The sequence below is a fragment of the Candidatus Stygibacter australis genome, assembly GCA_030765845.1.
Taxonomy (GTDB): domain Bacteria; phylum Cloacimonadota; class Cloacimonadia; order Cloacimonadales; family TCS61; genus Stygibacter; species Stygibacter australis.
In genome coordinates this window covers 1-25,958 of record JAVCDJ010000052.1, presented here as the reverse complement: position 1 = coordinate 25,958, position 25,958 = coordinate 1, and the positions used below count along the sequence as shown (strand labels likewise).

19 protein-coding genes are annotated in these 25,958 nt (G+C 40.1%); 8 read left to right on the top strand and 11 right to left on the bottom strand.

Annotation, left to right across the window (positions count from 1 at the left end):
* Positions 1-12 precede the first annotated feature (12 nt).
* Both RAO94_03395 and RAO94_03390 read left to right on the top strand, forming a co-directional pair.
* Complete coding sequence (locus tag RAO94_03395; GenBank protein MDP8321377.1) at positions 13-870, top strand: formate/nitrite transporter family protein; 858 nt, start codon at positions 13-15, stop codon at positions 868-870.
* A 51-nt stretch (positions 871-921) separates the two neighbouring features.
* Positions 922-1,497: a molybdenum cofactor guanylyltransferase gene (locus tag RAO94_03390; GenBank protein MDP8321376.1), complete on the top strand. Its 576-nt coding sequence runs from the start codon at positions 922-924 to the stop codon at positions 1,495-1,497.
* On the opposite strand, the gene fdhD is transcribed toward RAO94_03390, so the two are convergent.
* Positions 1,494-2,267, bottom strand: coding sequence for a formate dehydrogenase accessory sulfurtransferase FdhD (gene fdhD / locus RAO94_03385; protein ID MDP8321375.1), 774 nt, complete (start codon positions 2,265-2,267; stop codon positions 1,494-1,496). The two genes, RAO94_03390 and fdhD, sit on opposite strands and share 4 nt — an antisense overlap.
* A 353-nt stretch (positions 2,268-2,620) precedes the next feature.
* Here fdhD and RAO94_03380 point away from each other — a divergent pair, with 353 nt between their 5' ends.
* Genes RAO94_03380 through RAO94_03365 form a run of 4 tightly spaced genes read left to right on the top strand, consistent with a single transcriptional unit; the run spans position 2,621 to position 6,817 of the window.
* Positions 2,621-2,986 (top strand): (2Fe-2S) ferredoxin domain-containing protein, encoded by a 366-nt coding sequence (locus RAO94_03380; protein MDP8321374.1) that lies wholly within the window; start codon positions 2,621-2,623, stop codon positions 2,984-2,986.
* 21 nt (positions 2,987-3,007) lie between these two features.
* Positions 3,008-3,463: an NADH-quinone oxidoreductase subunit NuoE gene (nuoE, locus tag RAO94_03375; protein MDP8321373.1), complete on the top strand. Its 456-nt coding sequence runs from the start codon at positions 3,008-3,010 to the stop codon at positions 3,461-3,463.
* Positions 3,463-5,022, top strand: a complete 1,560-nt coding sequence (gene nuoF / locus RAO94_03370) for an NADH-quinone oxidoreductase subunit NuoF (GenBank protein ID MDP8321372.1) — start codon at positions 3,463-3,465, stop codon at positions 5,020-5,022. Before nuoE ends, nuoF begins: the two co-directional genes overlap by 1 nt.
* Before the next feature lie 22 nt (positions 5,023-5,044).
* Positions 5,045-6,817, top strand: coding sequence for an NADH-dependent [FeFe] hydrogenase, group A6 (locus RAO94_03365; protein ID MDP8321371.1), 1,773 nt, complete (start codon positions 5,045-5,047; stop codon positions 6,815-6,817).
* A gap of 332 nt (positions 6,818-7,149) precedes the next feature.
* On the opposite strand, the gene RAO94_03360 is transcribed toward RAO94_03365, so the two are convergent.
* From RAO94_03360 to RAO94_03350, 3 genes are read right to left on the bottom strand one after another with little or no spacing between them, the layout of a single operon-like run.
* Positions 7,150-7,368 carry a lipopolysaccharide assembly protein LapA domain-containing protein gene (locus RAO94_03360; GenBank protein ID MDP8321370.1) on the bottom strand — a complete coding sequence of 73 codons (219 nt, stop codon included), beginning with the start codon at positions 7,366-7,368 and terminating at the stop codon, positions 7,150-7,152.
* An 8-nt stretch (positions 7,369-7,376) separates the two neighbouring features.
* Entirely contained in the window at positions 7,377-11,174 is a 3,798-nt protein-coding gene (locus RAO94_03355) for a translocation/assembly module TamB domain-containing protein (protein MDP8321369.1), read from the bottom strand.
* Positions 11,174-13,000 carry a BamA/TamA family outer membrane protein gene (locus tag RAO94_03350; protein MDP8321368.1) on the bottom strand — a complete coding sequence of 609 codons (1,827 nt, stop codon included), beginning with the start codon at positions 12,998-13,000 and terminating at the stop codon, positions 11,174-11,176. The genes RAO94_03355 and RAO94_03350 overlap by 1 nt, the downstream gene beginning before the upstream one ends.
* Before the next feature lie 294 nt (positions 13,001-13,294).
* On the opposite strand from RAO94_03350, the gene RAO94_03345 reads away from it, so the two are divergent.
* Positions 13,295-14,869, top strand: coding sequence for a S8 family serine peptidase (locus RAO94_03345; protein MDP8321367.1), 1,575 nt, complete (start codon positions 13,295-13,297; stop codon positions 14,867-14,869).
* Here the strand turns inward: RAO94_03345 and feoB are convergent.
* The 7 genes from feoB to RAO94_03310 form a co-directional block, all read right to left on the bottom strand.
* Positions 14,866-17,103 (bottom strand): Fe(2+) transporter permease subunit FeoB, encoded by a 2,238-nt coding sequence (feoB, locus tag RAO94_03340; GenBank protein ID MDP8321366.1) that lies wholly within the window; start codon positions 17,101-17,103, stop codon positions 14,866-14,868. The genes RAO94_03345 and feoB overlap by 4 nt on opposite strands.
* A complete protein-coding gene (locus tag RAO94_03335; GenBank protein ID MDP8321365.1) occupies positions 17,093-17,383 on the bottom strand; it encodes a FeoA family protein in 291 nt (96 codons plus the stop codon). The genes feoB and RAO94_03335 overlap by 11 nt, the downstream gene beginning before the upstream one ends.
* 114 nt (positions 17,384-17,497) lie before the next feature.
* Complete coding sequence (locus RAO94_03330) at positions 17,498-17,899, bottom strand: hypothetical protein (GenBank protein MDP8321364.1); 402 nt, start codon at positions 17,897-17,899, stop codon at positions 17,498-17,500.
* 4 nt (positions 17,900-17,903) lie between these two features.
* Positions 17,904-20,816: a dockerin type I domain-containing protein gene (locus RAO94_03325; protein ID MDP8321363.1), complete on the bottom strand. Its 2,913-nt coding sequence runs from the start codon at positions 20,814-20,816 to the stop codon at positions 17,904-17,906.
* A 170-nt stretch (positions 20,817-20,986) separates the two neighbouring features.
* Positions 20,987-21,646 (bottom strand): GPP34 family phosphoprotein, encoded by a 660-nt coding sequence (locus RAO94_03320; GenBank protein MDP8321362.1) that lies wholly within the window; start codon positions 21,644-21,646, stop codon positions 20,987-20,989.
* A 12-nt stretch (positions 21,647-21,658) separates the two neighbouring features.
* Positions 21,659-22,981 carry a hybrid sensor histidine kinase/response regulator gene (locus RAO94_03315; protein MDP8321361.1) on the bottom strand — a complete coding sequence of 441 codons (1,323 nt, stop codon included), beginning with the start codon at positions 22,979-22,981 and terminating at the stop codon, positions 21,659-21,661.
* Positions 22,968-25,283 (bottom strand): tetratricopeptide repeat-containing sensor histidine kinase, encoded by a 2,316-nt coding sequence (locus RAO94_03310; GenBank protein MDP8321360.1) that lies wholly within the window; start codon positions 25,281-25,283, stop codon positions 22,968-22,970. The genes RAO94_03315 and RAO94_03310 overlap by 14 nt, the downstream gene beginning before the upstream one ends.
* Before the next feature lie 432 nt (positions 25,284-25,715).
* On the opposite strand from RAO94_03310, the gene RAO94_03305 reads away from it, so the two are divergent.
* A partial coding sequence (locus RAO94_03305) for a hypothetical protein (protein MDP8321359.1) occupies positions 25,716-25,958 on the top strand: 243 nt, incomplete at its 3' end.

Sequence of the window (25,958 nt, the reverse complement as noted above, 5' to 3'; positions counted from 1 at the left end):
AGGAGAAAAAGAATGAATAATTTTTTAACACCCAAAGAATTATCCAATGCGTTTATTGGGGTAAGCAAGGCAAAGGCTGGTAACAGCATTATCAAACTGTTTGTACTCGGTATTTTAGCTGGAGTATTCATCGGTTTCGCTGCTCATCTTGCCACTGTTGTGGGTACTGGCTGGACTATTGGTGGAACAACAGCTTTATTCGGGCTGAAGAAATTCTTCATCGGTGCTGTATTCTCAGTGGGGCTTATGCTCGTTATAATTCCTGGTTCAGAACTTTGGACTGGTAATAACCTGATGATGATTGGTTTAATGAATAAGGACATCACGCTCGGTCAGCTTCTGCGTAACTGGGTTATTGTTTATTTTGGAAACATTGTAGGTTCTATATTCCTTGCCTGGATGATTGCTCAAATGAGTGGTTTAACCGGTGGTGATGTTGGTGGATCAGCTATTAATATCGCTTATGGCAAAGTTGCTGCTACTGTAGATGGTGGAGCTTCTCATAACTTGATGTATTTCTTTAGAGCTATTGGTTGTAACTGGCTGGTATGCCTCGCTGTTATGATGGCTGTTGCTGCCAAAGATATTGGCGGAAAAATTTTTGCTATCTTCTTCCCGATCATGGCTTTTGTAACTTCTGGATTTGAGCATGCTATCGCGAATATGTATTTTATCCCTGCCGGTATCTTCTCTCAATCATTTCCAAAAGCTGTAGAAGCTTCAGGAAAGTCTGCTGATCTTTTAGCTAAACTTAACTGGGGTACATTCTTTACTGAGAACCTGATTTCAGTTACTCTTGGTAACTTTGTAGGTGGTGGAATTTTGTGTGCTATGGTTTACTGGTGGATTTACGTTAAAAAATCTAAGTAAGATATAAAACTTAATACTGCCTCGAAAATTCGGGGCAGTATTGATTTTATTATGAAAATAAAAAATATAACCGCAGTAATTCTTGCTGGTGGAAAAAATACCAGGATCCAGCGGGAGAAATCTCTGATCAAGATCCAGGGGAATTACCTGATCGATAAACAGGTGACGCTTTTGGAGAGCATCTTTGAAAATATTATTATCTCTACCAGTAAAGAAGCAATTATAAGCAGATTTCCCTCTCTGCAGATTGTGAAAGATGAATTTATCAATTGTGGTCCTCTGGGAGGAATTCATGCTGCCATGAAATATGCTCACACTGATGCAGTTTTTGTGTTCGCCTGCGATATGCCCTATCTGAACGCAAATGTGATACTTCGCCAGATTGCTGTATATCGAAACAGTATGTTAGATATCCTGGTTCCTAAACATGCTGAAGGAATCGAACCGTTACATGCTATTTATTCCACGGCAAATCTGCCGTTTCTGGAAGAATGTCTAAAAAAGGGTAATTATTCTGTGCGTAGTTTTTATGCCAGATCAAAAGCTGGCTTTCTTGATTTCGAAACCAGATATATAAATAATTTCTATAATATTAATACTCAAAGAGATCTGCAGAAAATAGTCTAAAAAATATCCTCTTCAATCCCAGTATAAAGATTAAATCTTCTACCCCGGGTAAAACCCATTAGAAAAGTTTTATATTCCCAACCCAGACGTATAGCCTCAGAAGTTACTGCTGATTGTGATACAATGAGCGGAATACCAAGTCTTACGCATTTCTTGACGATTTCGGATGATATCCTGCCACTGCAGATCAGATAATAACTCGTCAAATCACTCTGGCTCATCAGAGCCATGCCAGCCACTTTATCCACAGCATTATGTCTGCCTATATCCTCTGCATAATACACAATCTCATCATCTTTCACAAGCCCGGCACTATGTACTCCTCCAGTTTGCTTGAATAGAGCAGATTCCTGCTGAAATTTGCGCATCTGCTGTAAAATATTTTCAGCCTCAATTTTCATCTCAGAGAAAGCCTTTTTGGTCCCCGATAGGGCAGAGGATAATGTAGAACCGCAACCAGAAGTTTTTTCCCCAGTCAGAAAGAAGTTTTGTATTCTCTCTTCTGGGATATCCAGTTTAAAATTGATCAGGTTTTCTGCTGGAAAATATTCACTATCAAGTATTTCTTTTTGATTTAGCAGCAACCCTTCTGAAAACAAAAATCCTAATGCCAGAGCCGGTAAATTTTCTGGCAAGCAGGCTATTGCTACCAGTCTGCAATTATTCACATTCATGGTGAAAGATATTTCACGCACCACAAGATCGGTAAGCATTTCAAACCTGCCATTGTGGTATTTCTTAATTTCCTTTAATGCCCTTATCTCATCCATAATTACCTCGTCTTTAGTGAGTCAATTCAAATCAATGCACGTTATCAGGCAACTATTATGTAATTAAAGCAATTCATTTTTTGAATAACCATCACCAAAATTATATCTATACTCTGACCGTGAAATAAATTTCATATAAAATTTGTAGGTTATAAATTTTTTCACTTGACGGTAAAATTCTGCTTTTCGGTATTGGATTTTAATAAAATAGTGATAGAAGTGTAAAGGAGTTTTAACTGAAAGAAAGAATTATAGATTGATGTCTGCCAAATATTTAGACGATTGGTTTGTCTATTAGATATATAGTTCATAGTATAAAAATATTCAATAAAATAAATAAATCAGGAGGATTTATGAAGACACTGGATGAATTAAGAAAAATCCGGGAGAAGGCACAACAGGATATGAAGTTACGTGACAGTGACTATCGTTTTAAAGTTGTGGTTGGAATGGGAACTTCCGGGATAGCAATGGGAGCTCGTGATGTGATGAAAGCTATCCTTGATGAAGTAACCCAGCGTGGTATCAAAGATGTCATTGTGACCCAGACAGGTGAAAAAGGATTATCATCAATGGAACCCGTAGTAGATGTAATTGAGAGTGGCAAACCTGCGATAACGTATGGTAATATGGATATTGCCAAAGCAAGAAAAGTCGTGGCAGAACACATAGTTAATGGTCGGGTAGTAAATGACTATGTGGTATCCACAGACAAATAAAAAAATAATCGGAGATTAATTATGTACGAACAGATTTTCGGTAAATATACTCCGGAAAAAGAGAATCTCATCTATATATTGCATGAGATCCAGGATATTGACCCCCAGCACTATATCTCAGAAGAAACAGTGCATCAGGTGGCAGAATATCTTAACATTCAACCTTCCCATATTTTCGGTGTGCTGACCTTTTATACCATGTTCAGCACTAAACCTCGCGGTAAGAACATAATCAGATTATGTGAATCCCCACCATGCTTTCATCGTGGTTCCGAAAATATGCTTATCAAACTGGCAGAATTATTGAATGTAAAAATAGGTGAAACCACTACCGACGGGCTGTTTACACTGGAATTATGTGCCTGTTTGGGTGTGTGTGGTAATGCCCCGGTAATGATGATAAATGAAGATGTATATGGTGATCTTACAGAAGAAAAACTGGAAAAAATAATTAAATCATATAAGGGAGGCGAATAATGAAATTTTATCGCAGTCATGTTCTTATCGGTATCGATGACACCTCCCTGTCCGCAGGCGTTAAAGAATTAGAAGCGTTATTACGCAGCGAATTACAGAAAAATAATCTCTCAGATGAGATAAATATTCTGGAAACCGGTACTTTGGGACTTTTCGGTACTGGTGTGAGTATGACGGTATATCCTGATCAGATCACTTATGTGAACCTGCAGAAAGAAGACATTTCTGAAATAGTGACCGAACACTTTTTGAAGGGACGTCCGGTTAGTCGCTTAACCCTTAAAGCTCCTCTTAAAAAACATTATGATTTCAATTATAAAAACAGGATAGTACTGGAAAATTCCGGTAAGATCAATCCAGAAGATATAAATGACTATCTGGCTGTTGGTGGTTATGAAGCCTGGGAAAAAGCCCTGCTGAATATGAAGCCCGAACAGATAGTTGATGAAGTGAAAGCCTCTGGCTTGCGTGGTCGTGGTGGAGCAGGTTTTCCAACAGGTCTCAAATGGTCTTTCACTGCTCCTATTCAGGGGAAGCAGAAATTATTTGTGATCAATGCCGATGAAGGTGAACCGGGAACTTTTAAAGACCGGTTGATCATGGAAGGAGATCCTCACAAACTGCTGGAAGGTGTAATGATATCATCTTTTGCAGTAGGAGCCACTAAAGCATATATTTATATTCGTGGTGAATATAAACTTTGCATTAGTAGACTGGAAATAGCTATCAAAGATGCCTATGAATATGGTCTTTTGGGTAAGAATATCTTTGAAAGCGGTTTTGATCTTGATATTTATATTAAAATCGGTGCTGGAGCTTATGTTTGTGGAGAAGAAACAGCACTTATAGAAAGTATGGAAGGCAATCGCGGTAACCCTCGCAGTAAACCACCATTCCCAGGAGTGGAAGGTGCATGGAAATTACCTACAGTTGTGAATAATGTGGAAACTATTGCCAATGTTCCCGGCATCATTACTAATGGAGCTGAATGGTTTGCCGATTATGGACCGGAAGGTTGTAATGGCACAAAGGTTTTCACTATCATGGGTGACGTGAATCTGCCAGGACTCTGTGAAGTGGATATGGGAACTTCATTGAGAACAATTATTGACGAATTTGGCGGTGGAATAAAAGAAGGGCATCAGTTTAAGGCTGCTCTGGTTGGTGGAGCTGCTGGAGTATTTCTTCCAGCGGAACGCCTTGATGTGAACATGGACTATAACAGCCTGCGTGAATATGCAGCTGTTCTGGGATCAGGTGCCATTCTGGTGATGGATGAAAGAGCAGATATAGTAGAATTGCTTTATTCAGTGATCAGATTTTTCCGTCATGAAAGCTGTGGCAAGTGCTCACCGTGTGCTAATGGAAATGAGATGCTTTATCAATTGATCTCTAAGATCAGAAAAGGTGAAGGAACAGAAAAAGATTTTGATAACATGATAGTTATCGCAGATACCATGTTCCATACATCTTTCTGCGCTTTGGGTCAAAGCCTTGTGATGCCTGTGAAGAGTGCTCTGGAACATTTTAGAGCAGATTTTACTAAAAAATTAAAATAAAAAAATAGAAATGGAGGAAAATATGTCTAAGATGATAAACCTCACAGTAGATGGTATTGAGGTTCAGGTTCCCGAAGGGACTACAATCATCTCTGCTGCCAAAAAAGCAGAAAAGAATATTCCAACTTTATGTTATCACCCGGACCTGCCGCCCACAGCAAATTGCGGCGTATGCGTAGTGGAAATAGAAAAATCACCTATCAAGCGTGCCTGCTGTACTCCCGTTTGGGAAGATATGAAGGTTACTACTAATAGTCACAAACTTAGAGGCTTAAGAAAAACCCTTGTGGAAATGATCTTAAGCAATCATGATGTGGTTTGCCCCACATGCGTGCAAAATAATAAATGCGAACTGCAGGATATGGCATATCATCTGGGAATTCAGACTTCTGAGCTCCCGTCTCTGCTGGTTAAAAAACCAGTTGATTATACCAGCCCCTCAATTATTCGTGATCCTAATAAATGTATCAATTGCGGTCGCTGTATAACAGTTTGCGCTGAAACTCAGACAGTTTTTGCTCTTACTCTTGATGGTCGTGGCTTTGAAACTACTATCACTACTTCCTTTGATAAGGGTATGGCAAACAGCCCCTGCGTTAATTGCGGTCAATGTACCGTATATTGTCCAGTGGGTGCATTGCGCGAGAGAACTCATATTGATGAAGTATGGGATGCACTTTTAGATCCAGAAAAATACGTAGTTGTTCAGGAAGCTCCTGCTGTACGTGCTACTCTCGGTGAAGAATTCGGGATGAACCCTGAAGAGGTTACTGTGGGTAAGATGTACGCAGCTCTTCGTCGGATGGGTTTTGACCGTGTATTTGATACTAATTTTTCTGCCGATCTTACCATTATGGAAGAAGGCACTGAACTTATTAACCGCGTTAAAACCGGTGGTAAATTACCAGTGATCACTTCCTGCTCACCTGGCTGGATCAAATTCATGGAAACATATTTCCCCTGCGTAGCGGAAAACGTTTCTACCTGTAAATCACCTCAGCAGATGTTTGGTACTATGGTAAAAACTTACTTTGCTGAAAAAGAAGGTATTGATCCTTCTAAAATAGTATGTGTCTCAATAATGCCTTGCACAGCCAAAAAGTTTGAAGCTCAACGCCCTGAAATGAACGATAGCGGATATCAGGATGTGGATTATGTACTCACCACACGTGAACTTATCCGCATGGTAGAAGAAGCTGGTCTTGATTTCAAAAACCTCCCGGAAGAAAAAGCTGATAACCTTCTTGGTGAATATACTGGTGCTGCCACTATCTTTGGTGCTACTGGTGGTGTGATGGAAGCTGCTGTAAGAACAGCTTATGCAGTACTTTCAGGAACTGAAATGGCTGATCTTAATCTGATGCCTGTTCGTGGAATGGCTGGTATCAAAGAAGCTGACCTTGTGGTTCCTCTCGCTGGTGGCGGTGAATTACCGCTCCACGTTGCTGTTGCTCATGGCTTGGGTAATGCTCGTAAACTTATGGAACGCATTGTTGCTGGTGAAGTATTCCACTTTGTCGAGATCATGGCATGTCCCGGTGGATGTGTTGGTGGCGGTGGACAGCCTTTTGGCTCTAGTATTGCTGACCGTGCCCGTCGTGGACAGAGTCTTTATAAGGAAGATGCTGGTCTGGCAAAGCGGACTTCACACTCAAATTCAGAAGTAATGAAAGCTTATGCTGATTTCCTCGGTGAACCAAATTCTCCCAAGGCTCACAAACTTCTCCACACTAACTACTTTGAACGCAGCAAATTTAGTGGTGATTGCGTGAAAGCAGTTACCCACAAACACTAATCGATTAGTAGATTGATAAAATATAAAGCCGGTATCATCTATACCGGCTTTTATTTATCCGTTTGTCCCGTTTCTGATCTTTTTCCTTCCTGTAATTGATTTTAACCCGTCATTGGTACTCTTTTTTGCTATTCAGTCTCATTATTCCCTGAAAATAAAGAAGTTAAGATTATATTATTAATTGCAGCACTGCCCCTGTACCCTCCCTGTGGGTTACCTGTGGCTTGTTTGAGCATATTTTCTACTTACGCATTTATAATGTAACTCCTGTTCAACTTGAATTCATCAAATATAAAATCTGGCAAATGGTGCTTACTCCTTAGAAATGGTTATTATTCTATCCCTGAGCTGACAGGTTTTTCCTTTTTCCCATAACGCCCCAACACAAAGCCGATGATGATACCCACCAGCAGTGTTAGCGGGAATAATATTATTCTGGACATACTGATCGTCCAGAAAAGCAGTCGCAGTTCCACTACCTGGGTGTTTTGAAAAAGAATAATCAAAAATAATGCTATCAGCACTAAGATAATTATGGTTTTAGCTTTCATTGTTCCTCCTATTTAAGTTTGAATTTCCAGAATACATCTACACCAGTCGATTTTTCATCCCCTCTGGTTGCCTGTACAGAAATATATTTATTCATCTCATATTCCAAAGATACCTCATCAGGCACTATCTCAGAAGACTGGTTAAGTGAGAACTCTTTTTTGTAATTTATGAATAGATCATTTGTGATGTACTTCCCCACCACAATTGCTGCCTGTTTCCAGTTATCTCCTCCAGAAAATTCTATCACATCCAGATTAAGTTTCTTGCCTATTTCACCAGCAAGTTTATTACCAATCGTCTTGGAAAGCATGCTCAATGCCAGATCAGATTCTGTCTGCCGTGCAACTTCAGATTTCTCTCCCTGGCTGATCTCACTATTGCTTCTTCCAAATAAAAGATATGATACTGCATCACTCTCACTGATCTCTTCATCATCCAGATGAAAACTTATGACAGGGTTTTTTACATCTCCCGTTATCTGCAGCTTCAGTGTTCGCTTATTCCGGTATATATCCCTGAAAATGTGATTGATTTTCAAATCAAGTATTGGATTTAATTCTGACCCGCCATTAAAGGTAATTGTTCCACCCTTAAGATCAAACTTTTTGCCATAAAGCTCATATTTGCCTCGCAGAGTACTCACTGTCCCATATATCTCAAAATACTTACTTTTTTTGATAACCCGCAAGTCTCCGGATATTTCAACATTCATATCCTTTTTACGTATCCAGGTGTTTCTGGGGATAGTTATCTTCATTTCACCTGTTAAGCTCTTGATCAGATCAGGTTGAGCTTTCGTTTTTATCTTTACAGGAATAGCGGTTTCATCAGTATTTTTTTGACCAGCTTTCACCAGCAGGGGTGAATTACTGTCCACCTTACTTTTACTGCCACCGGGTAGGGCATCCAGATCAATTACTGCCTTGGGAATATTTAGATACCCGCTATAAAACAATTTATCCGGTGAACCAGTAAGTTTTATATCTGAATTAAGTTTCACCTGCAATTCGCGTTTATCTGCTATACTGAAATTATCAGCCAACAATCTCAGATCAATGCTTTTGATACCTTCTGAAAGAGGACTTTCAACTTCAGCTTCTCCTGAGAACTTCAAATATCCCTCTTTACCAGCTAAATATAATTCTTCCAGCTCTAAATTGCGTTGATGGAAAGCTGCTTTCAAGCGGATTTCCGGATAGGTTATCCCATATTGTGGTATGGATACGTTTCCCTGTATAAGCCTGATATTCCCGTTTAATACCGGGTAAGACAGATTATTTCTCAAATGCAGATCCACGCCCAATAATCCATTAAGCTCTTTTATCTGCTTAAATGATTCCTGCAGGAAACTGATATCAAAATCTGATACAAGTAAATCAGCTTCCATCTGCTCGTTGGATGGGATTAATTTTTTATTCTCAGAATTTAAGTACATGGGAATCTTAGCAGAACCACTAATAAGCTCTTTCATATCCTTATCCAAAATGAAAACAATGTCTGCCCGATTATCTTTCAGATCAGCATTAATCTGTATATTCCCAGGTTGAATTTCATCCCAACCTACATTCTCAATTTGTATCTCAGCTGAGATATCCGGCTGACTTATATTTCCTCCAACCTCTGCTTTCAAGTTAAAAATACCTGCGATTTGAGATGACACTAATCCCAAACTATTCAAGAGTTCCAAATCAAAATCATGTATCTCAAGGGATAAATGCTGTGTGCCTGCTGGTGCAATAGTGCCATCAACCATCAAACTTCCCTTACCGACAGCCAATTGCAGATCATCTATCTGGTAATATTCATCACCAATCAATATCTTGGTATTTGAATGCTCAGTGTTTACTTGAAGACCATCATATTCCACATTAATAACGGGCAATTCTATAGTTATCACTGAATCTATAAACACCCCTGATTCCAGATGAACTATTAGTCTTTCTGCACCGGCATCGAGCTCAATATTCTGCTGCTTTTCATCTCCAGTACTATGCAGATTGATACTATCAACAGCAAGGTCTCCAGACTTGAAATCTTTCAAGTCTAAATTGGCATCAATAATGTTTTTCAGATCACTATCTAAATCTATCTCACCTGAAATTTCTCTCAGTGAAAACTCATTATAAAGCAGATCCATCATTCTCAAAGTGACTTTCGCCTTATAACTTTTATCATTTAATTTGATCTTACCCTTAATATCTCCGCTACCATCCAGAATTTCAGCATTTATTAACTTGCTCATAGACTGTAAATCAATCACAAACAGGTGAAAATCAAGATTTTGTTCACCCTTTATATTACCATCAGCTTTCAGTACAAGCTTAGCAGCAGGATTCAACACCTGCAGGTATTCGACAATATATTCACCTTTTTCATAATGAATATCTGCCTTTATCGTATTTACATCCATTCCCATTATCTCTGAATGTTCACCATTAACTTTCAGATCAGCAGTTAAAAACTCAGGATCACTTCCTTTCCCTGTTACTTCAAATCCCAGATTCAGATCAGAATGCAGTGAATCATTCATAACTAATTCTGCCAGGTCAATACCTTTCAGATCACCCTGCAGATGGTAGCTGACTTCATTAAAAATATCTTCCGCTGTTCCCGATACATCAATCCTGCCAAAATCTCCCCAGATATTTGTATCAAAATCTGCTGAACTCCCTGATTTATGTCCCGTCAAAGCTATCGCGTTTACTTTGCGGTCTCCCATATAACTGGGTTTCACATTAAGCCGGATATCTATTTCTGCTTTACCAGGCTCAATCCCTTTTCCATTTACGGTTAAATTCAGATTGATATCTGAGTCATATTGAGGATCTGCCAGCCAGTGATCTCCATCCAAATGCTCTAAAGCCAGTTTCAGTCTATAATCTGGACTTCCAAATACAGAACTCACTGTTCCCTTCACATTTAATTTCTGACCCGCTTCATTCATTTCCATCTTAAAATTCGCGTTCTGGTTCTTAAGCGTTAGTCCAAGATCAATTTCTGGTAACATTTTGATATCTTCCTGCTGAATAAACCCAGAGAATTCTGTTAAATTCAAAGAGTCACTATTAAGATCAAGATATCCATTTTCCGGATCATCAAGATCAATTTCAGCTCCCAGAGTTATCAGGTTTTCGGTTGTCCTGATCTGCATATTATCCAATATGAATTTATTTTCATTCAGTCGCGCCATCAAATCCAGATTTTCTAACTTAAGATCAGGACCCTGACTATTAAAACTGAATTTATCCAGATTGATGTAGCTTTCCGCTCCAGAATATTTTCCAGCAAAATGCAGCATAATTTCAGATATGCGAGAAGAATTTATCTTGATCTCACTATTTCTTAAGCTGAAATCATCCAATTCAATTACCCAGTTAGAATTTTTAGTTTCTTTTTCCGGTTTCACTTTTTTATCTGCTGCCGGCAGAATTGACATCACATTCCATTTGCCTTCAGCATTTTGCTGCAAGACCAGATCAAGTTCATCAAATAATATCCCGCTTATTGTTATCCGTTTGGACAAAATTCCTTTCAGCGAATAATGGATACTGAATTCCTTCAGACTCAGGATATTCTCCCCATTTTGGCTGATACTAACACCTTGCAGGGAAAGAGAACTGAGATAATTCATCTCTATCCTCTGGATATTAAGCTCCGCGTTCTGCAGCTGGCCATTTACATTTGTCATTATCAGATCAGTGATCAGGTTCTTTACTGGTCGTGTCTGGATAAGGATCACAACTATCACTAATATTACAAATATTATCAGTAAAGTCCTACCCGTAATTTTTAATATCCTGCGCATCAGAATGCCTGCCCGATATTCAAATGAAGCTGAATCTGCTTATCAGCACTCCCTAATGGCTGTGCTGCATCAAAACGTATTGGTCCAATGGGAGTATCTATCCTGATACCCAATCCAGCAGAATATTTAATGTCATTCAGATCATATTCATCATATCCTGCCCACACGTTTCCGGCATCGCAAAACATGACACCAGAAAGCATTCGCCAGAGATGCTGTCTCCATTCCGCGGAGAATTCCAGATAACTTTCTCCTCCCAGCGCTATTCCTTCAATGCTTTGAGGTCCTATCTCTCCACGTGCCCAGCCTCGGATGGAATTGCTGCCTCCAGCAAAAAAACGCTCATCTATTGGTGTGGTTGCATCTCCCCAGATGGGTTTCATAATTCCTGCTTTCACTTTTCCTGCCAGCACAGCACCGGCAAATATCTCATTATATTTTCTCAAATCTATCAAGCTCTGCAGATAATGATATTCACTGCCCAGGCTAAGCCCGGATAGAGTTGTCACAAATGATGCCGTATAACCTCTTAGAGGTGAAAAAGAAGGACTGGAATCATCTATTGATATACCTGCTGAAATGCTCGATTTATTGTAATTATCCTGGACTACACCCAGTAATTCATCTGTAATATCACTATTGATCTGCAGAATATCCCGCTCAAATTTATACTTGATGAAGGTATTGGTGATATTAGTTAAATTTTGTCTCAAGGTTGTGCTGAATCCATATTTCTGGAGATCATAAGATTCCTCATGTTCTTTGATCAAAAAGGGATTGATGCTGATGCTGCCCCGAGGATTGATAAAGGAAGGTTGAGTGACATCCAAACTAAGATGATAAGGCTCAAGATATGAATATTTCGCATAAAGCGATGCCCGTCTTGCTCCACCCAGAAATCCCAGCTTTTCCACTCTCACAGATAGCCGGAATCTATCTTCAAGTCCATAACCAACTCCCGTTTTCACCGACCAGTAAGGCAATTCCTTCACCAGTATTACCATGGGCACCTTATTATTTTCTATTTCATTCAGCATTGATTTTATTGTCACGAACTGGAACATCCCTAGATTCTGGATCCGCTGCTGGGTCTTTTGAGTTTTGCGCTGATCATAGCTTTCATTTTCAGAGAATGTGATCTGCTTGAGTATTACCGCTTCCGCCAGCTTCTCATTGCCCAGCACCATTATCTCACCAAAATTACACAACTCACCAGCATTTACGCGATATATTATATCTGCAAACCTTTTATTCTCAGATAATTCTATGGTAAAATCAGTTTCCGGCTCAGGAAATCCGTTATTCCTCAAAATGCGATCGATCTGTTTAACGCTGCTATTGATATTATTATCTTGAAAGCAATCACCTTGCTGTGCTAAAAGCTCAACAGAAAGTTCATCAAGCAGTGATTGTACGATCACCTTATTCTCTGAACCATCCGCTTCTATATTATAGCTGATTTTTCCTATCAATACCGGCTGATTTTCATGTATAATAAATTTGATCTTAATTTTTTTTGCTTTTTCATTGATCTCAGGCTCAACATTTACCTCAACCTTCAGAAATCCCGACTGCTGATATTGCACAGTTATCTGCTTAATATCCTCTTCCAAATAGATCTCATTAAAATAAGGCTGAGCTCTCCAGAAAAATAACCTGTCACCTAGACTCTGAGCCGTCAAATTCAGATTCTTCTTCAAAGCTCCCGATGATAAGGCACTATTCCCCTCAAATCCGATACTCTTTAATATATACCCATCATCAGCCAGCATCACAAAACATGATGCCAGCAGGATCAGCAAAATCACTTTTTTTATATTGTTCAATTATCCTACTTTTTTCCCTTTTTCATGTTACCACTTTACTTAAAACTAATTTTTTAATACCAGATTTGGCATCCCCCGCCTATAAATTAACCCATAAGTGAAAATGAACAAGAACAACATAGCACTATCTGACATTATTTTGTTAGATAGTGCTAAGTTACTCGGCTGCGTGATTGGGTTATTGGCGGGAAATGGGGAGATATATGCATGTAAAGATAATTTATACTTGATAGAATTTGGGAGCATTATTAAATTTAGTCATCAAATAGAATCAGAGAATTCTGGGGAGTTAAGATGAAAAAGATATGTATAATATTAGTGTTACTGATCATATTTCTGGCTTTAATTGCAGAGGAATATGTTCCCCGTCAAATCATGGTGCAATTTAATAAAGATGTCAGCGATAGTCGTCAGACAGAGATATTTAAACTGGAAGAACTTACTGCTGTTCACCAGCTCTCCAGACGGCTTTCTATCTGGTTATGCGAAATTGGTAATAATATCAGTGAAAATGAGGCAATTGTCAGATTAAAAAAATATCCTGAAGTGAAATTTGCTCAGCTCAATCACAGGCTGGAATTGCGTGAAACAATTCCTGATGATGAGTTTTTTGATCAGCAATGGTGTCATCATAACACGGGTCAAAGCGGCGGAGTGACTGATGCTGATATCGATACTCCCTCAGCCTGGGATATTGAGTCAGGAGGAATTACTGCAAATGGAGAAACAATAGTGCTGGCAATCGTGGATAATGGCACATATCTGACCCATCCTGATTTGAATTTTTATAAAAATGAACTGGAAATACCCGGAAATCAAATAGATGATGATGGTAATGGTTATATAGATGATTATGACGGCTGGAATGCTTATAATCATACTGGCAATCCTGGTGTAGGCTCGCATGGTTCGCATGTGGCTGGTATAGCAGCAGCGATAGGAAATAATGGGATTGGCGTAAGTGGAGTTAACTGGCAGGCGGAAGTGATGCCTGTAGCTGGGTCTTCCTCATCTGAAGCCACAGTGGTGGAAGCTTATGGCTATGTGCTGGAAATGCGAAGTCGCTATAATGAGACAGATGGGTCTGAAGGTGCATTTGTGGTTGCCACTAATTCCTCTTTTGGTGTGAATCAGGGTCAGCCGGAAGATTATCCGATCTGGAGTGCCATGTATGACAGCCTGGGTATGGTGGGAATTCTGAGTGCTGGAGCTACGGCTAATGTTAGCTGGAATATCGATGAAGTTGGTGACGTGCCCACAGCGTGCGAGAGCGAGTGGATGATAGCTGTTACCAATACTACTGACGATGATCAGAAATACACTTCAGCGGGTTATGGTCTGGTTACAATTGATCTGGGAGCACCAGGCACAAGCGTGTATTCCACTGATACTAATACGGCAGGTTATAGTTATAAGACGGGAACTTCCATGGCATCTCCGCAGGTGTGTGGAGCAGTAGGCTATCTGATGTCTGTTTTGCCTGCAGTAACTTTGCGGGAATATGAATCTGATCCAGGGGAACTGGCACTGATCATTCGCGATGTGATGTTTGCTGGAGTAGATCCTCTGCCGGATCTGGAAGGAGCTACTGTAACTGGCGGCAGATTAAATGTTTATAACTCGATGCTGCTCTTGCGAAATGGTGCCTATGGAGATATCACAAGCGATGAGATAGTAAATGCTTTTGATGCTGCTAATATTCTGCAATACTTTGTAGGTCTGGAGCCCGTGGGAGCTCCGCTGCCCTGGGAAATCTGGGTCAAAGGACGGGCAGATGTAGATGGGAATGGGTATATAGAAGCTTATGACGCTTCATTGATCCTGCGATATGCTGTGGGTATGATAGATTCTTTTCCGGTAGAAGATTAAGCGGTTTTTTTAAGGAATTTAGAAGGTTTTAGTTTTAATGCTATATAGAATAACATAAATGCAACGATAGAAATAGCTATCCACATACTTGAGCTGGCAGGATGCAGTATAAAGGTGTTTATCTGATAATACAGAGTGGCAACTATCCAGGCAAGAGCTGTGAGATATGTGACTACAAATGTTGCCCAGCCCAGGTTTGTTTCGCGGTAGATCACCCCGATCACTGCCACGCAGGGAGCATAGATGAGCACAAAAAGCAGGAAGGCAAATCCAGCAATCCTGTCACCTTTAAACCCTTTTTGCACTAAGCCTATCAGTTCATTTTTCCCTTGATTGATAGTCTCTTCTTTGATGATGCCAAATCCCGCTGGAATGGCGGTAAAGGCATCAGCTATACCCTGCCAGAAATCGAATTCTTCCGGCTGGCTGGCTTCTTTCTGCTGACCGTATAGGGCTGCCAGTGAACCAATTACAGCTTCCTTGGCAAATATTCCTGAGATCAAACCTACAGTTGCGGGATAATTATCGTTTTGAATGCCCATAGGTCTGAAAATTGGAGTTATCTGTCTGGCAATATATGTGATCACTGATTTTTCTGAATTCTGATTGCCAAATGAGCCGTCAGTTCCAATGGAATTAAGGAAACTGAGCACCAGCACAATGATAATGATCACCTGTCCGGCGCGGAGGATAAATGACTTCAATCTCAGCCAGGTATGCATCATAATGCCATTGATGGTGGGAATATGATAGGGTGGTAATTCCATCACAAAAGTGGAAATCTCGCCTTTTAATATAGTAGATTTGAATAACAAACCGGAGAGAACAGCTAAAATAACACCGGTGAGATATATAGAGAATAGCATGAAACCGGCTCGCTCTGAGAAAAATGCTGCAATAAAGATTGAATATACCGGCAGGCGGGCACCACAGGACATGAAGGGGTTCATGATGATAGTAAGTATGCGGTCACGGTTATTTTCCAGGGTACGCGTTGCCATGATAGCCGGCACGTTGCAGCCAAAGCCCACCAGCATGGGAATAAATGCTTTGCCCGGTAAGCCAATGGTCAACATGAATTTATCCATTACAAAAGCTGCTCGCGACATATAGCCGGAATCTTCCAGGATCGATAGTGATAAGAAAATAAAAAAGATGGGGGGTATGAAGGTGGACACTGTCTGGATACCACCGCCCAAACCATCAGCAAGGATAGCGATCAGCCAGTTGGGAAAAGAGAGTGCTTCCAGAATTGACCTGAAACCATCCACGAATATCGTACCCGTAAATCTATCAAAGAAATCGATAAAGGGTGCACCAACATTCATTGTTAGATAAAAGACCATCATCATCACGATCAGGAAGAATGGAATGCCCAGATAGCGATTAAGGACAAATTTATCTATAGTATCTGTAAGATCACGAAGATTGGTGGATTTGCGGTGCAGAGTGTCTCGCACCAATCCTTTCACAAATCCATGTCTGCCATCTGCCATCACTACGTCAATAGGGTCTCCGGTGTGATGTTCAATACGCTGAACCTGCTCTGCTATCTGTTTATCCAGATCATGTTCAGTATATTTATTAGCTATCTGCTCATCTTCGAGGGAGCGGAGAGCCAGCCAACGGTTTGAAACCTGATACTTGTCGGCAAAAGGTTCAGTGAGAGGGAGTAATTCCTTAACTGCCATCTCTACAATACTGTCATAATGGACTTTTGTGGTGGATACTTTTCGTGAATGAGCAGTGAGTTCTATCTGCTTTAATAAATTATCTATCCCTCTATTTTTACTGGCAACTAATTCAATTACAGGGCAATCGAGATGATTTTGAAAATGCTCAAGTTCCAGATGCTGCTTATTGGCTTCCAGAATATCCATCATATTTAATACGATGACCAGAGGAACTTGCATTTCCAAAATTTGCGTGGCAAGATACAGGTTTCTTTGCAGATTGGAAGCATCAACTACCTGAATGATCAGATCAGCCTGATGAGAAAGGATATAATCACGAGCTACGCGTTCATCTTCTGAAGTAGCGGACAGAGAGTATATACCAGGCAGATCAATTACCTTCACCTGATGATCGCCATACTTGTAGAAACCTTCTTTGAGCTCAACGGTTACTCCTGGCCAGTTGCCCACTACCTGTCGTGATTTTGTGAGAGCATTAAATACAGTTGTTTTTCCGCTATTAGGATTTCCTACAATACCAATAGTTAAGTTATTTGTCATCTTCTAATTTTTCAAGGATAAGTTCATCTGCTTCATCTGCTCTGATAGATAGCCTGTAGCCATTGATCTTGATCTCAATAGGGTCACCCATAGGGGCTCTGCCCATCACCTTGAAATCTTCACCCCTCAATAGACCGAGGTTTAGCAGTTTCTTGCGAAATAAGCAATTCAGTCCCCGGTATCCAGTAATCCGATAGGATTCACCATCATGCATATGCCTCTTCAGCTTCTGCAATCTCCGACATCCTCTATGCTTTCGCAAACGTCTGCCAAAATCCATTGCTATCCTCCAGTTCTTTACACGCTAATTTAACGGATAAATCACAACTGTCAAGAAAAATGTTAGGCATGTCTAACTTTTGTTGAATAGCTTATTCGGACTGGCTTAGATTTGTTACTTATTTACTCCATGATACATTTTATGTATTTGCTCTTTCATAATTTCATTTTCGCGACTATAGGTTGCATCATTCCAGAGAAGATAGTATTTTTCTTTAGCCTTAAAATGGAGATTTTCTGTAGCTCCCAGATATGTAATTAATTCTGGATGCAGCTCCAGAAATGTTGCTGTCAGAGACTGAGGTCTTATTGGGAAATCAACTGGTATTTCTTTTTTTTCTTCAGCTTTCATTCTTTCCCACCAGCTTGCTGGCATCAGTTTGAGTTTATTATTTTCCGTTGGTATGATCACAAGCTGTTTCACCCGCCAGCTTTCAAATTGCTTTCTGACTTTATTCGGCAGCCGAAAACGTCCGTTATCATATTGTTTGCAGTTAGGGAATTCCAGAAGATCCATATTTTTATTCCTCAACCGGGAAATGGTCGATTATTTCTAATCCATAGCGCAGGATCAAAGAGGCATCATAGGCTTCCACGAGGCTATTGCCATCCACGTCAGCTGCAATAAGCTGCCAGGGTTCCCAATCGCTGATCATTCCCACGTAGTATTGCAGTACCAGAGCAGCATCATAACTTTCTACTATCCCATTACCATCAATATCGCCATAAGAAGGAGATCCTGTAAATTGATAATTTATATATTCAGTGCTTTCAATATTTCCATTGCCATCACCTGCTGGTGACTGCTGCTGCAAACTTCCACCGTCCTGAGTTTGATAAGAAGCTACGCAAAGGTAAAGCGATTCTGGATTATTCCACTGGCTGAGATTGATCACTCCTTCCAGAACACTGCTTTGCTGAGATTGTGAAGAAGCTGTCTGGTCAAACCAGCCGTTCCAGCCATTAGTGCTTTCTCCAGCCAGAAAAACGTCCCAGTCAGCTACCTGTCCGCTTTTGGCCCAGGGGGCAGAAACCATATTGCCGGGATTATCTGCTATTAAAATAAATATGTCTTCCCCTAATTCCATAGCAGAAGTTGCTGCCACATAAAGCTCTGTACTTGAAAAATCTGCATATAATTCCAGTTCATCATTAGCTGTCAGCAATTGCACACCAGCATCTAATTGTCCATCTATCACAAAACTACCACCTCCACCACCAGATATCGTTATTGTGTAATCATTACCATTATTATTATCCCAACTACCGTCATAATAGTGGATCACAAAATTTACTTCATTCACCTGCTGCACTGGAGAATCAAAGGGGCCTAATACAAGGATCAAATTTCCATCCTCATCCGGTCCGATCATCGGAGTTTCCAAGGCAGGTCCAATATTATTATATAGCACAGTTCCGTTGGGCCAGTAAGTTTCTGCTGGCAAATTAAAATCATTAACTCCCCAATGCAGGGCAGCACCCATGCTGGTGTTTGCTACTGTGATAATGATGGAATCTTCCATTGCGGGACTTACCGGCAGCCAGCTTACATAACCATATCCACCCTGTCCCCCACCAGTGCCATCTCCTATCCATACGTGCTGGATCACGCTTTTCTGCACATTGCCTTCATTATCGATAGCTTCCACATAGTAATCCAGCAGGATTTCGTTATATTCACTGATCTCTGCTTCGTAATGCATGGCTTTATAGAGTGGTTGGGGATCTGTTTCTGAAGGCTCATCCTGGCCTGTCATGGCAAGTTCTATCCAGTTACCCACATCTGCACCCCCAGCATAAAGCTCATTATCACTGGTGAGATCATCATTTATGCCGTCATTATCCAGACGATATTTGAGAACCACATCCTGCAATCCGCTATGGTCATAAACATAAGTCCAGACAGTGAAGTCAGGGCTCATGGATACATTCCATTCAGTTCCACCGGGATTATACGGTTCCCTTTGCGGCAGGTAGATCGTGGGGGGAGTGGCATCTGCAGCGCCATTCACATAGGGCAGGGCTGCATTGACTGCCATATTGGCTGCCCGGGCAGGATGACTGTCCCAGATACCATTCTGAGAGCCGTCCCAATACCAGTAGCAGCTTGTTTCACCCGTAAGCAGCATACGCCAGGCATCTTGAACCTGCTGTGCTCCGGGATTATTATCTAAGGCATTAAATATTATATTCTTCGCTGCTGTGATGATGCCCCAGCTATTGCGGTCAGGACTGTAGTCATTATAAGGATCACCGTTCCATTTCTTAAATTCCGGGTCCCCATTAGCTGCTCCGCTCCAGCTTCCCGGCTCCACGTGTACTACATCACCCGTTGCGGGAGGGAACATATCAAGATAATCCTGGATAGTAGTGCAAACAAACCTGTCTGAATTACTTCCCAGCCAGCTTACAAATTGAGCAAAATTATTATTATAATAGGAATTTGATCCACCACCATAATTATCACCATCATGATGCAGAACAATTAATATAGGATGGTCATCATCAGTGTTATAAGGTTCAAACTGGCTCATTACGGTATCATACTGCAAAGCGCCAAAGCCACCTCTGCCATCTTCATTACCCAGATAGCGGGAAGCCGGCACACCCATGATCTGGCTTTCTTCGCCAGTTTCTGGATCAATATATTTTACCCAGTGCGGTTGATGAGCCCATTGCAGAGATACCTGTGAACCTGCCCACAAGCCGTTTAATTGCAGCCAGTCACCAGGATCATCTTCTAGGACATCTGCTTGATTAGGTTCATATAAATTACTGCCGGTAGTATAGGGATAATTATTTGTAACTCTCTCAAAATGGATATTATCGATCAGCACCCATTCAATCCCTTCATCCACAAGGGCGGGGATTATCCTCTCAGAAAACGCACACTCAGGAGGGAACATACCCCGGGAATATGAGTTCACATTAAAGGTGCTGTTTACAATGTCACGATGCATAGCGATCTGGCTTCTCATATCGCGGTAATCAATCAATCCCAGCAAAGGATGAAAATTGCCAATGGAAACCATATCCATTCTGGGATTTCCCAGGCTTGTTGTTTCTCCGGCAATGCCATTCCATCCTGACTGCCAGTTAGAAAAATTCCAGTTTCCACCAGCCTGTAAAGTATTCAAATTCTCTATCAAAGAGCCAGAAAAGCTAACTTGAGAGCCAAAATGTTCAAAACCGGCATTGATCCCCATCCACACAGCATCTGATGGCCAGGTAGTATAGGGACCCCAGCGCTGATTATGAATATCTTCTATCGAATAATCATAATGTCCGGCATTATCAGTTTCCAGGGCATTTTCACCTGGGTAATATATAGGTTGATGCATATGCCACAAGAAAGCAATATAAATTTTTGGATCTGCCATAAGCGAAGTAACTATCAGCAGTAAAATAATAATTAATAAACCTTTTTTAATCATCAAATACCTCTTTTAAATATTTCAACTAACCTAAGTCAGGAGTTTTGAACGGTACTCCGTCAAGACTTCTTCTACAGCCAGTTATTGTATCCTGTATTCTATCAGTCTCTGTCGCCCAGAACTCCTGCCCTGAGTACAGCTCAGAAGTCCTGGCTTGCTTTTTTATTATTTTAATAATATAGTTGCTGCACACTTAATTTTTGCAATATCTCATGAATTGCTTCATAAACTGCCTGTCCTATCAAATCCTTACGGGCAATTTTCTCTATCTTCTCACCAGCTTTATCCTGTTCCTGCTGAGTGAACAGCTGATTTGTTAAATTACAAGAGCGCATCAGGCTGATCAGCACAATATCACGATGTACGGGTTCTACCTTATCCAGAATAATAGAGCGGATACGGGCAATTTCTCTCCGTTCCATCTTATCATCTATCGTAGGATAGCATTTCCGTTTGTATATCCACAAAATATTCTTTTCTTTCTTTTCCAGTATCCCCAATTCGATCAAATGATTAATAAAATAGTCTTTGATCTCCTGAATATGGATTCCGAGTTTCCAGACCCAGTATTTGGCATCTTCATCACTTTGCTGATTTGCGATCATTGCCAGAGCATCATCAAATATCTGATTTTCAGTGGGAGAATTATCGATCACAAGTAGTCTATTTTGCTCTGCTTTTATTTTTCCTAATAAGGCAAGCTCCATCAGAACAGCGCCAGCAAGTCCAAATTCCATCCCCATAAAGGGTTGATTGCACACTACACCCTTTTCATCATCCAATGATAATAATAAGAATTCCTCTGCAATACTCAGTTTGCATTCCTGCATCTCATCCTCCAGTTATATCCTGATCGTAAATATTGCACCAGACTTCCGATTCTCAGCTGTTAAGCTGCCATGCATATTTTTTTCGATCACGATTTTACACATATATAGATTAAGTCCTCTGCCCGGGCTCTTGAAGTGTGTTGTGAAATATGGTTCAAAAACATGCTCGATCACATCTTCAGTTATCCCGCCACCATTATCAATTATTTCCACTTTTGATTGTCCATCGTCTTCTGATATATCTATTCTTATCCTCTTTTCTGGTATTTCCTTTTCCCTTAAGGCATCACGGCTATTATTGATTATCTGCAAAACTACCTGGGCATAATCATTGCTATAGCCTTTTATGGTCAATTGCTCATCTCCACTAATTTCCAGTATAATACTCTCTTCCTTTAATGTGGGTTCCAGCAGCTTCATACATCTTGCGAGCACATCGTGCAAAATAAAGTCCTCTAATTCCTCTACTGGATGAAAAAAGTATCTCAGATCATCAATTGTATTACTCATTTCCTGAATGATGCCCATTGCTTTATTACTTTGCTGTGTAAGATAATCTATAGTCAGTTCTTCTTCCTCTCCGCAAATTTCAATATCCTGAATCAATGCCATTACAGTATTCAAAGGCTGCCGCCACTGATGTGAAATATTTGATATCAATTCACTGATCGCTACCTGTCTTGACTGTTTTATAATGATATGGTCTTTTTCACGGATTGATTCTACCGCTCCATCCACCTTTTCCTGCAAATCCTGACGGTATGATTCCAGACTCAGAAGTGATTTATAGGCACGTATACCGGATGAAACCAGTGTAAATATCTTATCAGAGGTTAATTCGGTTTTGGATTTATAATCATTGATATCATAATTCAGCACTACATCACGCTCTGGAGCATATCCCGGCTGACCTGTTCGCAGAACTATTCTGATGAAATGATTCTCCAGTTCCTCTCTGATCCGCTTAACAAGATCCAAACCTGCAGTTGTGGTTTCCATTACCACATCAAGCAATGTGATTGCAATATCAGGCTGCTGCTTGATCAGCTCAAAGGCTTCTCCAGCTGAGTAGGCATCAAGTATCGTCACCTGTTTGCCGGCAAACTCAAAGTCATCAAGGGTCAAATGCGTGACAGTATGAATATCTTCTTCATCATCGACCACCAGAATTTTCCAATCGCTGCCTGCTTTGATGACAGCACTATTTTTAACTGAGAATTTCTCTTCATCCCGCTGCTGCTTGACATCAACTGCTTCTTCTTCTGCCATAAATACCAGTTCATCGGACTCATTTCCCGCATCAGCAAATCCCCGCTCTTTATCAATCGAGCTCACTCAATCCTCCTTCCATGAAAGGGAATTCCATAATGAATTCTGAGCCTTTCCCCACTTCACTCTCAACTTCTATCGTCCCATCCAGTTTCTGCGTTATCAGATTATAGATAATATGCATCCCCAAACCGGTCCCCGTCCGTTTATTTGTTGTAAAAAACGGATCAAAGATATGCTGCAACACCTCTTCTCCCATTCCCTTACCACTATCCCGATAGATAAATCGCAGCCTGCTGTCAATACGTTTTATCTCAAAATCTATTTTTCCACCACTTCCACCGGAAAAACCATGAACCAATGAATTAATAACCAGATTAGTAATTATCTGGGCAAGTATCCCCGGATATGAATTCCATACCAGGTATTCATCACAATCTATATTGATCTCAAGATCAAGACCCTTGAATTTGGGTTCAAGGCTCATCAAGACATCTTTGATATAATTACATAATTTAAATTGACGACGCTGTTCTGTGGATTGATCCACACTCACACGCTTAAAACTTTTCACCAGTTCACCAGTTCGCTGGGAATTACTCAGTATCAGATTGCTTGTTTTTTCTGTATAACCCAAAAAGCTGTCCAGATCACTCTTTTTCATCTTATTTTCCTGATATTTACCCATCAAAGCACTCAACCTGTCACTCAGATTGCTGATAGCTGTTATAATTATTCCCACTGGTGTGTTTATTTCATGGGCTACTCCTGTAACCAGACTTCCCAGAGATGCCATTTTTTCTGATTCCACCAATTTCTTCTGGGTTTTGCGTAATACATCAAGAGTTTCGCTCAATTCCTCTTTCTGCTGAGTGATCAATTCATTTTTCGTGGAAAGTATCTCAGCACTCTTCTTTTTACTCCTGTATCTCCGATATACAAAGATCACCAGCATGATAACCAGACCCGAGATGGCAAATAAAGAGTTCCTCTGAAGCTCTTTTCTGCCTATTTCCAGTTCCTTGATCTCATTATCTTTGCGAAGAAGGCTATTTTCCCGCTCTTTGCGCTCAGTGTCATACTTAGTCTGCATCTCTGCAATCTGCTTAGCAGTGGTTTCAGCAAAAATACTGTCCCGCAGTGTTGATTCTTTCTCATTATAGCTCAAAGCTTCATCAAATTGTCCCTGCTTTTTGAAAAGTTCACCATAAGAAGCATATATTTCTGCCTGTAATTCCAGAGATTCTACCTCTTGAGCTATCCTGGAAGCTTCAGCAAATTTTTCCTCTGCTGCCTTAAATTCTCCCATCTCTACATAGATCATGCCCACATTGTTCATCAGATATGCCTGATAGACAGTAGCCCCGATCTCGCCCACTAATTTCTCTGCCCGACTGTAATACTCAAGGGTTTCGGTGTATTTTTCCTGATAATAGTACAGATTTCCAATATTGATCAATACTGAAGCTACACCCAGATTATTGCCTAACTGCTGATAGCTTTCCAAAGATAGTTCATAATATTCTCTTGCTTTTTCATAATCTTTAAGCTCAGAATAAAGTGTTCCCATATTACCATATACAACCGCTATTTCACTTTTATTATCAAGCTGCTTGTGAACTTCCAGTGCCTGACGGTAATATTCCAGAGAAAGTGCTGGATTCATCAGTGATTGATATACTCTGCCGATATTTCCTTTGATAGTAGCTTCCAGTTCAGGTTCATCCAGTTTGTCCACTTCCTGCATGCCCTTCAATAGTCGAGATAATGCTAATTCATAATTACCCAGTTCCAGCTCTACAGTACCCCAGGTAAGGTAAGTCATCGTGAGCTCATGCATAACTTCAGTGGTGGGTTCGAGTTTCTGGAAGATTTTTTCTGCTTCTTCCAGTTTGGCTTTTGCCTTGTCTGCCCAGCCTAATTTAGAGTAGGCCTGGGCGAAATTATTATTTATAACTCCCAGATCAAGTTGATCATTCTCTTTATTCAAAAGTAGTATTGCTTTATTAAAATAATCAATCGCAGACCAGTAGTTTTGTCGAGTGAGCTCGATCCGTCCAGCAATGGTCAAAGCTTTTCGCTGACCTCCCACATAACGGGATTCACCCGCAAGCTTAAGTGCCAGACTATCGCTTGTCCAACTGCTTTGCAGATCCTCATCTATTTGCTGCTTAGCAAGCTCAAGCAATAGATCCACCTTTTCTCTGCCCATCGCCTCAGCGATTTTCAGCTTCAATTCCGTAGAATCTGCCTGCAAACCAGAGTGCCAGGTTAACAGAAAAACTATTATTATTAAAAATATTTTGATGCCTTTCATATTATCGACAGTTTTAATACTCCCTGTATTTTCTGTTAAGTCTTTTCTCAAATACTAACTATTTTACTCTCGCAACCTCTTTCTCTCATTATAAGTCCTACAAGTTCAATATAACTTTAGAGACTATTTACCGTCGACAATTAAGTAGCAATCACCCAGAACAAAAAAATACAATCTCAACAAAATGTCCCATAGTGTTGTATATTTAAGCTGAACAGGTAATTGGCAGATGCTAAAGGGTTTATATTACAGTCAGTTATTATATAAATAAAAGTAATATTTTATAGTTTATTGAGTGAAAGAATCTTTATTACCCTTATTCATTCTATTTGACTCGTTTATGAATTTCTTGACTAAATATTATTAATTCAGATTCTTCTATGTATTATGATAGTTAATAAACTTCTGAAGATTAATAAGCATCGTAGAAGGTAATTCATAAGATATTTTTAAAGGATTATTATTTAACATAGGGAGAATATAATGAAAAAGATTATAATTGTTACACTACTATTAATAATTAGTGCAATATTGCTAGGTGATATGGAAATAAAGCACTATGATACAAAAGACATGATCTCAATAATTATTAAGGATAGAAAATTGATCAATGAAAGGAGGAAAAATGCCAATTTGGATTCTTTAGAGATTGATACAAGCAATATAACTGATTCATTGTTATATAATTATTTAGTATCAACATTATTTAATGAAAATAAAATTGAT

What these genes read in the sequence shown, in the direction of transcription:
- RAO94_03380 (MDP8321374.1), top strand. Translation starts at nt 2,621, where the DNA reads ATGAAGACACTGGATGAATTAAGAAAAATCCGGGAGAAGGCACAACAG.
- RAO94_03325 (MDP8321363.1), bottom strand. Translation starts at nt 20,816, where the DNA reads ATGATTAAAAAAGGTTTATTAATTATTATTTTACTGCTGATAGTTACT.
- RAO94_03330 (MDP8321364.1), bottom strand. Translation starts at nt 17,899, where the DNA reads ATGGATCTTCTGGAATTCCCTAACTGCAAACAATATGATAACGGACGT.
- RAO94_03320 (MDP8321362.1), bottom strand. Translation starts at nt 21,646, where the DNA reads ATGCAGGAATGCAAACTGAGTATTGCAGAGGAATTCTTATTATTATCA.
- RAO94_03365 (MDP8321371.1), top strand. Translation starts at nt 5,045, where the DNA reads ATGTCTAAGATGATAAACCTCACAGTAGATGGTATTGAGGTTCAGGTT.
- RAO94_03390 (MDP8321376.1), top strand. Translation starts at nt 922, where the DNA reads ATGAAAATAAAAAATATAACCGCAGTAATTCTTGCTGGTGGAAAAAAT.
- fdhD (MDP8321375.1), bottom strand. Translation starts at nt 2,267, where the DNA reads ATGGATGAGATAAGGGCATTAAAGGAAATTAAGAAATACCACAATGGC.
- RAO94_03335 (MDP8321365.1), bottom strand. Translation starts at nt 17,383, where the DNA reads ATGGATTTTGGCAGACGTTTGCGAAAGCATAGAGGATGTCGGAGATTG.
- feoB (MDP8321366.1), bottom strand. Translation starts at nt 17,103, where the DNA reads ATGACAAATAACTTAACTATTGGTATTGTAGGAAATCCTAATAGCGGA.
- RAO94_03345 (MDP8321367.1), top strand. Translation starts at nt 13,295, where the DNA reads ATGAAAAAGATATGTATAATATTAGTGTTACTGATCATATTTCTGGCT.
- RAO94_03360 (MDP8321370.1), bottom strand. Translation starts at nt 7,368, where the DNA reads ATGAAAGCTAAAACCATAATTATCTTAGTGCTGATAGCATTATTTTTG.
- RAO94_03355 (MDP8321369.1), bottom strand. Translation starts at nt 11,174, where the DNA reads ATGCGCAGGATATTAAAAATTACGGGTAGGACTTTACTGATAATATTT.
- RAO94_03395 (MDP8321377.1), top strand. Translation starts at nt 13, where the DNA reads ATGAATAATTTTTTAACACCCAAAGAATTATCCAATGCGTTTATTGGG.
- nuoF (MDP8321372.1), top strand. Translation starts at nt 3,463, where the DNA reads ATGAAATTTTATCGCAGTCATGTTCTTATCGGTATCGATGACACCTCC.
- nuoE (MDP8321373.1), top strand. Translation starts at nt 3,008, where the DNA reads ATGTACGAACAGATTTTCGGTAAATATACTCCGGAAAAAGAGAATCTC.